Source organism: Corynebacterium lipophilum (assembly GCF_024102595.1).
Taxonomy (GTDB): domain Bacteria; phylum Actinomycetota; class Actinomycetes; order Mycobacteriales; family Mycobacteriaceae; genus Corynebacterium; species Corynebacterium pseudogenitalium.
Map to the genome: position 1 here is coordinate 1 of NZ_JAEUWV010000028.1, position 14750 is coordinate 14750.

General features: G+C 64.7%; 13 protein-coding genes. 12 read left to right on the forward strand and 1 reads right to left on the reverse strand.

Annotated features, from left to right (window positions below):
* The first annotated feature begins 353 nt into the window (after nucleotides 1-353).
* Nucleotides 354-1418 (forward strand): biotin synthase BioB, encoded by a 1065-nt coding sequence (gene bioB / locus JMN37_RS10780; RefSeq protein WP_071573907.1) that lies wholly within the window; start codon nucleotides 354-356, stop codon nucleotides 1416-1418.
* On the forward strand, nucleotides 1418-1621 hold the full coding sequence (bsaP, locus tag JMN37_RS10785) for a biotin synthase auxiliary protein BsaP (protein WP_070363202.1): 204 nt from the start codon (nucleotides 1418-1420) through the stop codon (nucleotides 1619-1621). The genes bioB and bsaP overlap by 1 nt, the downstream gene beginning before the upstream one ends.
* A gap of 95 nt (nucleotides 1622-1716) precedes the next feature.
* On the opposite strand, the gene JMN37_RS10790 is transcribed toward bsaP, so the two are convergent.
* On the reverse strand, nucleotides 1717-2739 hold the full coding sequence (locus tag JMN37_RS10790; RefSeq protein ID WP_071573906.1) for an HAD-IB family hydrolase: 1023 nt from the start codon (nucleotides 2737-2739) through the stop codon (nucleotides 1717-1719).
* Between the two features lie 66 nt (nucleotides 2740-2805).
* Here JMN37_RS10790 and JMN37_RS10795 point away from each other — a divergent pair, with 66 nt between their 5' ends.
* From JMN37_RS10795 to JMN37_RS10840, 10 genes are all read left to right on the forward strand, one after another.
* Entirely contained in the window at nucleotides 2806-3042 is a 237-nt protein-coding gene (locus tag JMN37_RS10795; RefSeq protein ID WP_070363200.1) for a glutaredoxin family protein, read from the forward strand.
* A 44-nt stretch (nucleotides 3043-3086) separates the two neighbouring features.
* Nucleotides 3087-4412 carry a glutamyl-tRNA reductase gene (locus JMN37_RS10800; RefSeq protein WP_269010989.1) on the forward strand — a complete coding sequence of 442 codons (1326 nt, stop codon included), beginning with the start codon at nucleotides 3087-3089 and terminating at the stop codon, nucleotides 4410-4412.
* A 5-nt stretch (nucleotides 4413-4417) separates the two neighbouring features.
* The gene (hemC, locus tag JMN37_RS10805) at nucleotides 4418-5299 is read left to right on the forward strand and encodes a hydroxymethylbilane synthase (protein WP_070975693.1); all 882 of its coding nucleotides are present in this window, start codon (nucleotides 4418-4420) and stop codon (nucleotides 5297-5299) included.
* Between the two features lie 163 nt (nucleotides 5300-5462).
* Nucleotides 5463-7175 carry a bifunctional uroporphyrinogen-III C-methyltransferase/uroporphyrinogen-III synthase gene (locus JMN37_RS10810; protein WP_252932159.1) on the forward strand — a complete coding sequence of 571 codons (1713 nt, stop codon included), beginning with the start codon at nucleotides 5463-5465 and terminating at the stop codon, nucleotides 7173-7175.
* Nucleotides 7176-7183: 8 nt separating this feature from the next.
* Nucleotides 7184-8194 carry a porphobilinogen synthase gene (gene hemB / locus JMN37_RS10815; RefSeq protein ID WP_070975694.1) on the forward strand — a complete coding sequence of 337 codons (1011 nt, stop codon included), beginning with the start codon at nucleotides 7184-7186 and terminating at the stop codon, nucleotides 8192-8194.
* Complete coding sequence (locus JMN37_RS10820; RefSeq protein WP_083433292.1) at nucleotides 8187-8756, forward strand: hypothetical protein; 570 nt, start codon at nucleotides 8187-8189, stop codon at nucleotides 8754-8756. Before hemB ends, JMN37_RS10820 begins: the two co-directional genes overlap by 8 nt.
* Nucleotides 8757-8787: 31 nt before the next feature.
* The gene (locus tag JMN37_RS10825; protein ID WP_252932160.1) at nucleotides 8788-11346 is read left to right on the forward strand and encodes a heavy metal translocating P-type ATPase; all 2559 of its coding nucleotides are present in this window, start codon (nucleotides 8788-8790) and stop codon (nucleotides 11344-11346) included.
* Between the two features lie 27 nt (nucleotides 11347-11373).
* Nucleotides 11374-12420 (forward strand): uroporphyrinogen decarboxylase, encoded by a 1047-nt coding sequence (gene hemE / locus JMN37_RS10830; RefSeq protein ID WP_252932161.1) that lies wholly within the window; start codon nucleotides 11374-11376, stop codon nucleotides 12418-12420.
* Between the two features lie 25 nt (nucleotides 12421-12445).
* Entirely contained in the window at nucleotides 12446-13852 is a 1407-nt protein-coding gene (locus JMN37_RS10835) for a protoporphyrinogen oxidase (RefSeq protein ID WP_252932162.1), read from the forward strand.
* A gap of 287 nt (nucleotides 13853-14139) precedes the next feature.
* Entirely contained in the window at nucleotides 14140-14667 is a 528-nt protein-coding gene (locus tag JMN37_RS10840) for a hypothetical protein (protein WP_252932163.1), read from the forward strand.
* The last annotated feature ends 83 nt before the right edge of the window (nucleotides 14668-14750 follow it).

Consider the following 14750-nt stretch of genomic DNA (forward strand, 5'->3'; position numbering starts at 1 on the left):
AGACCTCGGGGGTGGTCATGCCTTCGAAGTACTTGTCGACCGCGGACTCGCGGACGGTGTCGGGGAACTTTGCGGGCATCGGAATACCTTCCAGCCCTCAACACTCCAACAAAATGTCCGCGCTCCCAAAAAAGCGGATTACTACATTCCTGTTACTACACTTTGCAGGTCAGGCGGGTGTTCGGGCGGGTGGAGTACCCCGAAATTGCGAAAAGTTCCTCGGATTTCTGTGATCGCGGGAACTTTTTGATGTGGGTGGAGGTTGGGGCACGAAACACCTGAACGGTGTTCAATTGCGGTCTACACTGATGCGTACTTACAACACGTCCCCGCACTGAACGGAGCGCAAAACCATGACCGACATCCTCGACATCGCACGCGAAAAAGCCCTTGAGCGGGGCGAAGGCCTGAACAAGGAAGAGCTCGTGCAGATCCTCACCATCGAGGACGAACACCTGCCGGAACTGCTCGATCTAGCCCATCAGGTTCGCATCAAGCACTGTGGCGTCGACGTCTCCCTGGAGGGCATCATCTCCCTGAAGACTGGCGGTTGCCCCGAGGACTGCCACTTCTGCTCCCAGTCCGGACTGTTTGAGTCCCCGGTCCGTGCCGTCACCCTGAATATCGACGAGCTCGTGGAGGCCGCGAAGCAGTCCGAGAAGATGGGCGCCTCCGAGTTCTGTATCGTCGCCGCCGTGAAAGGCCCGACGCAGGACCTGCTGGACCAGGTTGCGGCGGCGGTGACTGCCATTCGGGAGGAGGTGGACATCTCTATTTCTGCCTCGCTTGGCATTCTGACCCGTGAACAGGCGCGCCAACTCGCGCAGATGGGCGTGTCCCGCTATAACCACAACTTCGAAACCGCTGAATCCTTCTTCCCGAACGTGGTCACCACCCACACCTGGCAGGAACGCAAGGACACTCTCGAGCACGTGCTCGCTGAGGGGATGGAGACCTGCTGTGGCGGGATCATTGGTCTGGGGGAGACGATTGAGCAGCGGGCTGAGTTCGCCACCCAGCTCGCCGAGATCCAGCCACACGAAGTGCCGATGAACTTCCTCGACCCACGTCCCGGCACCCCGTTCGCCGACCGGCCACTCGTCCCGCAGGGGGAGGCGCTTCGGGCCGTCGCCGCGTTCCGCTTGGCTATGCCCACAACCCAGCTGCGCTTCGCCGGTGGCACCGAGCTCGCCCTTGGCGACGACGGCACCGAAGCCGGCCTGATGGGCGGCGCGAACGCCATCATCGGCGGTAATTATCTGACCACGTTTGGCCGTCCGATAGAGAAGGACCGCGACGCCGTGGACCGCGTCCTTGACGGGAGCTCCCGGCCGCGCATCAACCTGGGTATCTCGCCCGTCGGCCAGAAGGTGAACTCCGGCCACGGCATCCTCTACGACACGATCAAGTCACTCTGATGCGCATTCCAGACAACACCGATCTTGCCGACGCCATCCTCTCTGGCGACATCGCCTGGCCCCTCGACCCGGCCCGCCCCTACGACGCGCCACGCATCTGCCCGCTGTGCCAGCGGCGGATGGTGGTGAAGATTTCGCCGATGGCGTGGTCGGCGGCATGCTCCCGCCACGGATTGCTGCGTTCGGAGTGGCTTGAGCGGTGATGCCCGCACCAAATTCCCTCATTCAATTTCAGCGACCTGGGCTTTTTCAGATCCGCTCGCGAAAAAATAGGAATTTGGTGCAGGGTTCCTAAGAACTACCGTCGACGCAGCGCCACCACGCCAGCCGCGACACCGGCAGCGAGCGCGCCGCCCGCCAGAGCGCCGAGGGCCGGGAGCATGTACCGGCGTAGGGAGCGGTAGTCCTCGATGGTCCAGCCTTGGCCGGTCGCGTAGCGGCGCAGCGCACGGTCAGGGTTGATGGCGACGGGGTTGCCGACCATGGACAGCATCGGCAGGTCGTTGATGCTGTCGGAGTAGGCGGTGCACTTTTCCAGGTCGAGCTTCTGGATGGCCGCCAGTGCCGCCACGGCGTGCTGCTTGCCGGGGCCGTGGAGGATGTCGCCGACGAGGCGGCCGGTGAACTTGCCGTTTTCCTCTTCGGCGACGGTGCCGAGTGCACCGGTGAAGCCGAGGCGTTCCGCGAGCGCCTGGCCGATTTGGACCGGGGTGGCGGAGACCAGCCAGACTTGTTGGCCTTGGGCGATGTGGCGGGACGCGGCGTCGATAGTTGATTGGTAGGTCTTGTCGAGCATTTGGCGGTCGACGATTTCGGCGCAGAGCTCTTTGAGCTGCTCGACGTTCTTGCCTTTGACTACTTGGAGGGCCTGTTCGCGGCCTTTGGCGATGTCTTTGGCGCTTTCGGAGCCGGAGACGCGGTAGCGGATTTGCTTGGTCAGGGCGGGCAGGAGCTCGCGAAGGGTGATGAAGCGCTGCTTGGCCAAGCCTTTGGCCAGCAGGATGAGCGAGGAGCCCTGGATGAGGGTGTTGTCGATGTCGAAGAACGCGGCCGCCTCGGTGTCTTGGGGGACGTCGGGGTCGGGCTGGGTGATTTTCTCCCGGCCGGCGGTTTTGAAGGCGCCGCCGACGGAGTCGACGCCGGTGGCGAATTCTTCGATGCTGATGCCGAAGGTTTCTTCGATGGCGGCGGCTGCGGCGGCGTTACCAGCGGTGCGCTGGGATTCGGCGTCGAGAGGTGGGAGGGCAACTTCTTCGAGGAAGCGGCGAAGGTTGCCTTGGGTGAGTGACCATTGGGCCAGGAGTTCTTTGTGGTCGGACATTGCCAGCGAGCCTTTCACCGTGTGGCAGACGTGATAGTTTGTATCGTAAACAAGATTGGCGGAGAGATGAAACAGGTTGAACTGATGGTGCGCGCGACCTGCGGGTCGTGCGAGCGTGTGGCTGCGCAGATCGCCCCGGTGGTCGAGCAGTGCGGTGCGCAGCTCACGCTTGTAGATGTCGACGCCTCTCCGTCGCTCAACGCCGAGTTCGGGGATCGTGTCCCGGTTGTGGTGATTGATGGGGACGAGTTCGCGTGTTGGGAAGTGGATAACGCGGACCTGGCCGAGGCGCTGTCAGAGTGACGCGCTATCCTTTGGTTTGATTCACGGCTGACTGGAGGGATTGAGTGAGTGTTCTCGTTGTAGGGATGTCGCACCGCTCGGCGCCCGTTGCGTTGTTGGAACGCTTGAGTATGGATGATGCGGTGCAGCATTCGGCGGCGTCGGCGCTGGTGGAGCGCTCGTCGTTGTCTGAGGCGATGATCATTTCGACGTGTAATCGCCTTGAGGTGTACACGGTTGCCAACGCGTTCCATGCGGGTGTGCAGGATGTGTTGGCGGTGCTGGCCGAGGTTTCCGGGGTGAGTGAGGCGGAGCTGCGCGGCTACCTGTACGTGCGGTATTCGGACGCGGCTGCGGAGCACTTGTTGACGGTCGCGTCCGGCCTGGACTCCATGGTGGTGGGGGAGCAGCAGATCATCGGGCAGGTGCGTACCGCGTATACGCACGCGGCGGAGCAGGGCACGGTGGGCCCGGCGTTGCATTCGTTGGCGCAGTCGGCGTTGCATACGGGCAAGCGTGTGCACACGGAGACGTCGATTGATGATGCGGGCGGCTCGATGGTGACCTTCGCGCTGGATACGGCGATGGAGACGATGGGGATAGACACGCTGGAGGGCCAGACTGCGCTGGTGTTGGGGGCTGGTGCGATGAGCTCGTTGGCGGCGACGCATTTGGGCAAGAGGGGCGTCGATAAGTTGATTATTGCGAACCGCACTCGCTCGCGTGCGGAGCGGTTGGCGGAGCATGCCCGGGAGGCCGGGGTGGCTGCGGAGGTCGTGGACTTTAATGCGCGCGCGGGGGCGTTGGGGCGTGTGGATATTACGGTGTCGGCGACGGCGTCGGATGGGTTCACCATTTCGGGCGAGGACATCTCGGGGCCGACGATGCTGATTGATTTGTCGCTGCCGCGCGATATTGACAATTCGGTGCTGGAACACGAAGGCGTGCACTTGATCAACATCGAGTACCTGCACGAGCAGCTGCACAACGCGGACTCGGAGGACTCGAAGGCGCTGCAGGCCGCAGAGGCGATCGTGGCCGAGGAAGTGCAGGCCTTTAGCTCCGAGCAGCGGATGCGCGAGGTGGCGCCGGCGGTGGCGCAGCTGCGCCGGATTGGTGCGGAGATCTCGGAGGAGGAGCTGGCGCGGCTGCGCAAGCGTCTTCCTGACCTGGGAGAAGAGGACTTCCAGCAGGTGGCGCGGTCGGTGAAGCGTGTGGTGGATAAGCTGCTGCATAAGCCGACGGTGAAGATTAAGGAGCTGGCGGCGAGCTCGGACTCGATTAGCCTGGAGACCGCCGTTGAGGAGCTGTTTGGGGTGCGCCCCGTGTCGGCTGCTACTGATATGGACCGGTTGCCGAGTCCCGACGAATTGAAGTTGAAGGAGTCGTAATTTACATGCTGAAAATTGGTACGCGGGGTTCGCACTTGGCCACGACGCAGGCGGGTCACATGCGTGATGCCCTGATCGCGCACGGTTACCCGTCTGAGCTGCACATTGTGAAAACTGCCGGGGATGTTTCCCACGCGCCGGTGGAACGCATCGGCGTCGGCGTGTTTACGTCTGCGCTTCGCGACGCCCTCTTCGACGGCGAGGTGGACGTCGCCGTGCACTCCTTCAAGGACTTGCCGACGGCCCCAGAGCCCCGCACCTACCTGATCGTTCCGGAGCGCGAAGACCACCGCGAGGCACTCATCGCCCGCGACGGCCTGACGCTGGACACGCTGCCGAAAGGCGCGAAGGTGGGCACCTCGGCGCCGCGCCGTGTTTCCCAGCTGCGCGCGCTGCGCCCTGACCTTGAGATCCTCCCGCTGCGAGGCAACATTGAGACGCGCATGGGCCGGGTGGAAAGCGGCGAGATGGACGCGATTGTCCTGGCGTATGCGGGCTTGGTCCGTGGTGGGTTCGCGGACCGCGCCACCCAAGTCTTCGATGCTGAGGTGTTCATGCCGGCTCCGGCGCAGGGCGCGCTGGCCGTCGAGTGCCGCGTCGACGACACCGCGCTGCGCGAGGGCCTGGACAAGCTGCTGCACGCGGATTCCTTTGCGTGCGCGGCGGCGGAGCGCCAGGTGCTGGCAACCCTGGAAGCGGGTTGCACGGCCCCGGTTGCGGCGCACGCGACCATCGCTGACGGCACCATTACCTTGCGGGCGGGGGTATTCGCCCTGGATGGCTCCAAGCAGCTGATTGAGGAGGCAACAGGCACGGACGCCCGTGAGCTGGGCACACAGCTTGCGCAGACGCTGATTGGGCGCGGGGCGGCAGAAATTATGCAGTAAGTTTTCAGACTGGTTTTGAAACAGGTTTTGAAACACGGCGTATGCAAATTAAGGTGTAATTACCATACGTCCAATCGTCTCGGTGTATAGGGGTCCCTTTGGGACTCGCTGTACGCCGGGACACTTCTTTACGCCTTATACAAGACCAGAAAAGACCATTTTGATGACACTGCCCTCAATCACGCCCCAGCCGGGGAAGGTGATCTTCGTCGGTGCCGGACCTGGCAATCCCGATTTGCTGACGATTCGCGCTCGCCAGGTGATGGAACGCAATTCTATCGCGTTGGTGGAACCAGATGTTCTTGAGGGTGTCCGAAATGTTCTTGCCGCAGCGTGCGCGGTGCCGCAGGAGAAGATTGACGCTGCTGAGGCGCAGTATGAGGCGATGTGTGCGGAGGCGAAGGCGTCGGGGGCGCGGCGTCGCCCGCCGAGGCCTGCGGACCCGACCGCGGCTGAGGTTGAAGAGGTGCCACTTGGCGCGGACGATATTGTTGCGCGGTTGCGCTCGGCGCTGCAGGCGGCGGCCGAGGTGATCCGCAAGGGGGATGACGGTGACGGGGATGTGATCCGTCTGGTCAGCGGGAACCCGCTGACGCGCGATGCCGTGCGGGAGGAGATCGCCGCGGTGGCGGCCGCCGGCCTGGAGTTCCAGATTGTGCCGGGGATGTCGCTGCCGTCGACGGTGCCGTCCTTTGCGGGTATCGCGCTTGGTTCAACGTATACGGAAGCAGATCTGGCGAACGGGCCGGTGGACTGGGACCAGTTGTCGCAGGCGCCGCAGCCGTTGGTGTTGCAGGCGGTGCGCGAGCAGCTGCCGGAGATGGCGTCGCAGTTGATGCAGCGCGGGTTCCCGGGTGAGCTGGCGTGCAGCGTCACGGCCAACGGAACGACGCGGCTGCAGCGCACGGTCGATGCGACCCTGGAGACCCTGGCAACCATGGACTCGGTGACGGCGGATCTGCCTGGTTCTTTGGTGGTGACGCTCGGTACTGTGAATGATGATCGATCGAAGTTTTCGTGGTGGGAAAACCGTCCTTTGTACGGGTGGCGAGTGCTGGTGCCGCGTGCGAAGGAGCAGGCGGAGGCGATGAGCAGCCGCCTGGCGTCGTACGGGGCGATCCCGCAGTCGGTGCCGACGATTTCTCTGGAGCCGCCGCGCAACCCGGCGCAGATGGACCGCGCGATTAAGGGGATCGTGGAGGGCCGCTACCAGTGGGTGGTGTTCACCTCGACGAACGCTGTGCACGCGGTGTGGAAGAAGTTCGAGCAGCTTGGCTTGGACGCCCGCGCGTTCGCGGGTGTGCACCTGGCGGCGGTCGGCCGCAAGACGGCGGAGGCACTGCGCGCGCTAGGGATGAGCCCGGAGCTGCTGCCGCACCGCACGAAACAGAACGCCGCTGGCCTGGTGGAGGTGTTCCCCGAGTACGTCGAGGACATCGACCCGGTCTCGCGGGTGCTGCTGCCGCGGGCGGACATCGGTACGAACGTGCTGGTGGATGGCCTGATTGAGAAGGGCTGGGACGTCGAGGACGTCGTGGCCTACCGCACGGTGCGCGCGGCCCCGCCAGCTCCTGAGGTGCGCGACATGATCAAGACCGGCGGGTTTGACGCAGTCTGCTTCACGTCCGGCTCGACGGTGCGCAATCTGGTTGGCATCGCGGGTAAGCCGCACCAGCGCACGATCATCGCGTGCATCGGCCCAATGGCGGCTGAGGCAGCGCGCGAGCAGGGGCTGCGTGTCGACGTCGTACCAGAGGTTGCGGACGTGCCGTCGCTGGTGGACGCGCTTGCCGAGCACGTCGCTGCCCTGCGGGCAGCTGGGGAGCTGCCGCCGCCGCGGAAGAAGCGGAGGGCGCGTCGGAAACCGGCGTTATGATGTAGCACATGACTACATATCATCTTCCACGCCGTCCACGTCGCCTCCGCCAGAATCCTGCGATTCGGCAGCTCACCGCGGAGACGCGACTGGCTCCGGCCGATTTTATTTTGCCGTTGTTCGTGGCTGATGGCATCACCGAACGCCGAGAGATTGCCTCCATGCCGGGCGTGTACCAGCACACCACGGACACCCTGAAGGCGATCTGCCACGAGGCACTCGAGGAGGGGATCCGCTGTGTGGACCTCTTCGGCGTGCCGCTCGATGAGGATAAGGACGCCACGGGTTCCGTCGCGTGGGACCCGGAGGGCATCCTGAACCGGAACGTGCGCGCACTGCGCGAGGAGTTCGGCGAGGATCTGCTGATTATGGCCGATACCTGCCTGGATGAGTTCACGGACCACGGGCACTGTGGCGTAGTGGGCGTCGATAAGTATGGCAATCAGGTGGTGGATAACGATGCCACCTTGGATCTCTACCGCGATATGGCGCTGGCGCAGGCCGCTGCGGGCGCGCACATCGTGAGCCCGTCGGGGATGATGGACGGGCAGATCGGCGTGATCCGCGAGGGGCTCGACGCCGAGGGCTACCAGGACGTGGCCATCATGGCGTACTCGGCGAAGTACGCGTCGAAGTTCTTCGGGCCGTTCCGCGACGCGGTCGGCTCCTCCCTGAAGGGCGACCGCCGCACGTACCAGCAGGACCCGGCGAACGTGCGCGAGTCCCTGCTCGAGACCGAGCTCGATATTGAGGAAGGCGCGGACTTCGTCATGGTCAAGCCTGCGCTGCCGTACCTGGATGTGCTCAGCCGCGTGGCGGACATGTCGCCGGTGCCGGTGGCGGCGTACCAGGTTTCGGGCGAGTACGCGATGATGGTGGCCGCTGGTCAAAACGGTTGGATCGACTTCGAGGCGACCATGATGGAGTCGCTGACCTCTATCAAGCGTGCTGGCGCGGACCAGATTTTGACGTACTACGCAATCGAGGGCGCGCGTGCGCTGAAGGAGCTTCATGGCTAACACACCTCCCGCGGCGCAGGCCCCGGCCCTGCCACCGAGACACCGGAAGGACGAGCCGACGCAGCAACAGCCCGAGGCGGTGCGCTATCTCCTCGGCGCGTGGGCAGTGATGATCCTCGGTGAGCTCCTGCACCAGATCCTCGCCGTGGTGGTGACGGTGCTCGACCCGGCTGCGCTGCGCGAGGCGGCGAACCAGGCCGCGAAGAACCAGTCGGAGGCGATCCCGGAGAACATGATGCAGGCGAGCATGTACGCCACGGTTGTGCTGATGGCGCTGCTGCAGCTGGGCATCATCGTGGTGTTTGTCCTGGCGCTGCGCTCAGTGCAGCGCCGCGGAAAGTGGATGCTCAACGCCACGCGGGTGCTGCAGGTCTTCTCGGTCTTCTTCGCGGTGCGCGTGCTCACGCTCTTCTTGATGACGCCCGCTGCGACTAAAGTGCCGGTTGCGCTGTTCGCCGTCGACGGTGCGGTGCAGATCGTGGTCGGTGTGGCGGGAGCATTGGGGCTGTTCTATGCTTCCCGGAAGGAATCGCAGGACTATCTGCGTCCGGCTGAGCAGTAGCAGCAGTAGGGAAGAAGTGGAGTAACGGCGCATGGCTGATAATGTGACGCGCTCAATTGACGACGCCCGCCTGGCGGCCAAGGACGCCGGCTTCGACCCGGACTCGCGCCACTCCGAGGACAGCAACGGCAACCCGTTGCGCCCCCACGCTTCCTACGCGTTCGAGCTCGAGGGCCTGGAGGACGGCGCGCAGCTGCGCGACATCGAGGAGGCCCTCGAGGAGCTGCCGGGCGTGCAGGCGCGCCTGGTGTACCCGACGAAGATGGCGTGGGTGACCGCGCCGGACACCACGGCACCGCACACGATCGCCGAGGTGATGCAGCGCTTCGGGGTGGAGGTGCAGCTGACGGATTCGACGCTGCGCCGCCGCGCCCAGGGCCACTCGGTGGTGGATCACACGCTGCCGCGGCGCGGCACGCGCGGCATGTCCGGCCGGATGCGCCGGATGAAGGAACACGAGCAGCGCTCCCTGCGCACGGCGCGCGCGAGCGGGTTCGTGCGCACTGCCCGACGGCGCCGCGGCATGATGCGTGGCCAGGACGTACTGTTTACCGCCCGCGACTTGGTCACGCCGCTTCGCATGTGGATCGCTATTGTGCTGAGCATCCCGGTCGTCCTGATGGCGTACGTGCCGCAGTTCCAGTTCCCGGGCTGGCAGTGGTGTTCGTTGGCGTTGTCCACGCCGGTCGCACTGTGGTGCGCGTTCCCGTTCCACCGCGCGATGCTCGGTGGCGTGCGCCGCGGGATTTCCGCGCTGGACGGCGCGAGCTCGATCGCGATTTTGGCCGCTTGGCTGTGGTCGCTGGTCGCGGTGGTGCTGACGTCCGCCGGGCAGATCGGCTGGACTACCAGTAGTGGCTGGGTGCCGCACCAGATGGGCCACGACGTTGAGATCTTCTTCGAGGTCTCCTGCGCCGTGACCACGTTGTTGCTGGTGGGACGCTACTTCACCATGCGCGCTCGCCCCCGCCTCATGGAGGATTTGCAGGCCCGCAACCCTGATCCGGACGCGGTGTACAAGGTGGTGCGTCGTTCGCGGGCGGGCAACGTGACGGAGGAAGACTTCCCGGCAGTCGAGCTGAACAAGGGGGATGACGTCTACGTCCACGCGGGCGAGATCATCCCTGCCGACGGCGAGGTGGTCGGCGGCTCTGGCGTGTTGAACCCCCAGATTATCGACGCCCGCGAGCCTTCCGAGGTGAAAGTCGGCTCAACGGTGCGCGCCGGGTCGGTGCTGCGCAGCGGCAAGATCAAGATGCGCGTGGAGCGCGTCGGACACACCACCCGCCTGGGCGCGGTGGAGCGCTGGGTGGACGCGGTGCTGCGCCACCAGAACGAGGCCACGTTGATGTCCACGCGCGCGGCGGGCCTGCTCATCCCGGCGGCCTATGCGCTGGCTATCTTAGATTTTGGGCTGTGGGTGCTGCTGACCGGCAACTACAATGCTGGCTTTTCCACGGCGTTGGCCATCTTGGTGGTGGTGGCGCCGGTGGCGCTGGCGATTTCGCCTTCGCTGGCGATCCGCCTCGGCATTGAGTCGGCGGTGCGAAACGGCATCCTGATCCGCGACGGCGAAACCTTCCGCGCGCTGGAGTCGACGGACACGGCCGTGTTCAACCGCGTGGGCACCCTTGTCAAGCCGCAGATGACGGTGGAGACCGTCACCGCGGAGCGCGGCGAAAGCCCGGAGATGGTGATGCGCGTGGCGGGTGCGCTGTCGGTGGAGTCCAACCACCCGTCGGCACGCGCGATGGTGAAGGCGGCGCGTGAGGCGCGCGATGGGCGCACGAAGAGCGCCGATGTGCCGTCGTGGATCGAGATGAGCAACGAGGAAATCACGCCCGGCGGCGAGTTCCGCGGCCGCCTCACCTTGACCTACGGCGACGAGGACGAGGACCGCACCGAGTCCTTCGACGCCTGCCTGTGGCGCCCCACGAACCTGTCCCAGCTGCACGGCCGCCTCGCGATGGCCGCGACCGCCGGAGGCACCCCTGTAGTGGTGCGCTGGCGCGGCAAGGACCGCGGCGTGATCACCCTCTACGACCCCGCGAAGGACGACGCCCACGAGGCCATCAACCGCCTGGAACAGATGGGCGTAGAGACGGTGATGCTCACCCGCGATACCTACCCGGTTGCCCGCCGCTTTGCCGACTTTTTGGGTATGTCCAACGTGCTCGCCGGCATTACCGCGCCGGACAAGCCGGGGGCGGTTCGTGCCATCCACACGAAGGGCGCCACGGTGGCCATGATCGGCGACGCCACCGCGCTTCCCACTATCAAGGTGGCGGACGTCGGCCTGCTCTACGCCACCGACGACATTATCGACGCCCAGTCCTCCACCATCGCCCGCGCCTGCAACGCCGTGCTGATCCGCGACGACGTCTCCGCCGTCCCGCAGCTCATCGCGCACGCGCGCCGCGTGTGCCACATCATCGACTACAACATGATCTTCGCCTGGGCGTACAACTCCACCGCGATTGTGCTTGCCGCGATCGGCGTGCTGCCCCCGGTGGGGGCCACGCTGCTCATGCTCGGCAGCTCGCTCGTGATTGAGGCGCACTCCTCGCGGGCAAATCATTTTCCCTCCTAAACCGCAACGGCGGTAGGGTGGGGGACTATGACCAGACGCGACCTTTCTTCTGCCCCGCTCATTGAGGCCGCCAACGGCCGCACGCCCTCACGCACCCCGGTGTGGTTTATGCGCCAGGCCGGGCGCTCGCTGCCGGAATACCGCAAAGTCCGTGAAGGCATCTCCATGCTGGACTCCTGCTTCATGCCGGAGCTCCTCGCGGAGATCACGATGCAGCCGGTGCGCCGCCACGACATGGATGCGGCGATCCTCTTTTCCGATATCGTTGTGCCGCTGAAAGCGGCGGGCATCGGCGTGGAGATCGTGCCGGGCCGCGGCCCAGTGATGGAGAAAGCGATTAGGACGCGAGAAGACGTCGATAATTTGCCGGTGCTGGACCACAACGTTGAGGAAGTGGCGAAGGGCATCGAGATTATTCTCGACGAGCTCACCGATACCCAGGCCCTGATCGGCTTTGTCGGCGCACCGTTTACGCTGGCCAGCTACCTCATCGAGGGCGGACCGAGCAAGAATCACGAGAAGACGAAGGCCATGATGCACGGCGACCCGGACACGTGGCACGCCCTGATGCACCGCCTCGTGCCGACCATCAGCGCGTTCCTGCGCACGCAGGTCGACGCCGGCATCGACGCCATGCAGCTCTTCGACTCCTGGGCAGGCTTCCTCACCGAGGCCGACTACCGTGAGCACGTCCTGCCGTACTCCGTCGAGATCCTGAAGGAAGTCGAGGGCGTGATCCCGCGCATCCACTTCGGTGTGGCCACGGGTGAGCTGCTTGGCGCGATGTCGGAGGCCGGTTCCGAGGTGATGGGTGTCGATTGGCGCGTGCCGCTCGACGTCGCTGCGAAGCGCTTTGCGTCCCCGCGCGTGCTGCAGGGCAACCTTGACCCGGCGATGCTCTTCGCCGGTCCCGCCGTGGTGCAGGAAGAAGTGCGCCGCATCAAGGCGGAGGCCGCCCGAGCTATCGACGCCGGCACCGCCACCGGCCACATCTTCAACCTCGGGCACGGCGTCTTGCCGACCACCGATGCAGGCGCCATCACCGACGCCGTCGCAATGATCCACGAAGCATAAATTCAATAAATTAAGGAGATCCCCATTGAATATCGCCATTGTCGGTGCAGGGCTTGCCGGGCTGACCGCAGCGTTTGAGCTGCGCAACTCCGGCCACACCGTCGACGTCTACGAAGGCAACGACCGCATCGGCGGCAAGCTGTACACCGTTGCGTTCGACGGCGGCCCCACCGATATGGGAGCAGAAGCCTTCATTGCGCGCCGCCCGGAAGCAAAGCAGCTCGTCGAAGAGCTGGGCCTGCAAGACTCGCTGGTCTCCCCATCGGGGATGCGCTCCCTGCTGTACGTCGACGGCGAAACCCGCGCTATGCCGGCAGGCGGCATGATGGGGATCCCATCTACCTCCGAACCGGTCGCGCACCTGGTCAGCGAGGAAACCGCGCGGCGCATCGACACCGAGGCGGAGCGCGAGGGCTTCGAGTGGACCATCGGCGGCGACATGAGCGTCGGCGCCCTGGTCCGCGAGCGCTACGGCGACGACGTCGTGGACAACATCGTTTCCTCCCTGCTTGGCGGGGTGTACTCCTGCACCGCCGATGACCTGGGCGTTCGCGCTACCGTGCCGCAGCTCGCCGCCGAGTTCGACCGCTTGGCCGCCGACGGCCCGGTGCACCTGTCCACCGCGGTCGCCAACCTGGAGGCCGCCCGGAAGAAGGCCGTCGCCGCGGCTGGGTCTTCTGAGGCCTCGAAGCCCTCGAAGCCTGCGCCCATTTTCGCTACCTTCCGCGAGGGCTACCAGGAGCTCTACGAGGCGCTCGCCGAGCAGTCCGGCGCGAACATCTACGTCGATGCCTTCATACCGTCCATCAGCCGTGAGGGCGAGGGGTTCCGCCTCAAGGGTGGCGAAGACACCGTCTACGACCGCGTGCTGTTGGCCACCCCGGCGCCGACGACCGCGCTGCTGCTTCGCGACATCGCCCCTGAGGCCTCCGAGGCGCTTCGCTCCGTCGAGTTGGCGAACTCCGCCGTGGTGGGCCTGCGCTTCGCCACCGACGAGGGCCTGCCGGAGAACTCCGGCGTGCTGGTCAGCACCGATGCGAAGGACGTGCACGCCAAGGCATTCACGCTTTCGTCGCGTAAGTGGCCGCACCTCGCCGAGCGCGGCGGCGCCCTTGTACGCGCCAGCTTCGGCCGCTACGGCGACAACGTCGCCCTGACCGCCAGCGAAGATGACCTCGTGGACTGGGCCCTCGACGACCTGCAGACCATCACCGGCTTCGACGGCCGCGCCGCCGGCGTCGAGGAGATCTTCGTCCAGCGCTGGCTCGGCGGCCTCCCGCGTTACGACGCCACCCACCTGGCCACCGTGGCCAAGGTCCAGGACGCCCTCGCCGGTATCGACGGCGTTGGTGTGACAGGCGCCTGGGTTGCCGGGGTTGGGGTCCCGGCAGTGATCGGCAACGCGCGTGAGGCGGCGCAGGATCTCCTCTAGGCGGACTCTAGGCGGAAACGCGCACCAAATTCCAGTATTTCGGCGGGTGGGTTTTGCGTTTCCCCAGGTCGCACCCCTCGTGGGAGGGAATTTGGTGCTTGGGAAAAGAGGCGAGTGACAAAGGACGCAACTCGAAAAAGTAGGGTCGGCATAACCGCAGGTCACAAAAGGGCTAGCCAACAAGGGGTGTGTCTTTTGTCACTGGTGCAGCGGGACGCGCACCATATTCCTTGGTTTCCCTTAGTGACAGGATGGTTGTGAACGTCAATCCATAGGAGGTTTTGTTCATGACCGACCCACAGTTGCCTGAGTTGGTGCCGTCAGCGTTGACGTCACCACCGACCGTTGCAACCCCGGTAAGGACCCACGGGGGCAAGACTAAAACATCACGCGAGGAAGTCAAAGAGATCCTAGCAATGCCACCGCGTGTGCTGGCAGCGGGGCAAGTACTCGATGAAGACACGTTGGCCTCACTTCAAGCAGTAGCGTTCGTGTTCTCCCCGTACCGCAGTACTGGCTCTGGCAGGTGGTTTCATCCAGCACAACAGCGGCAAATGATCACGATTTATAACCGGTTGCCGTACGGCACGAAAGGCCCGTGGTGCACCCGACAGGCAATCCAGTCTTGCGATATCAAGCGCTGGGCCCGCGCATTACAGTTATCAAAGCCCACCACTGATGGTTTAGATGGTATTCAACGAGCCAAACGCAGCGTTGATGAAGCATATCGGGGAAGGTATTCACCTGACTACATCCGTGAGATGGTCATTGGGGGCCGACCCCTGAAAAGTAGACACCATGGGGTGGTCAAATAATGGGTTCAACTCTAGCGTATCGCTACGCGCAACGAGATTCGTACTCGCAAGGAGTCAAATACTTGCACCAAGAATGCCGTCGG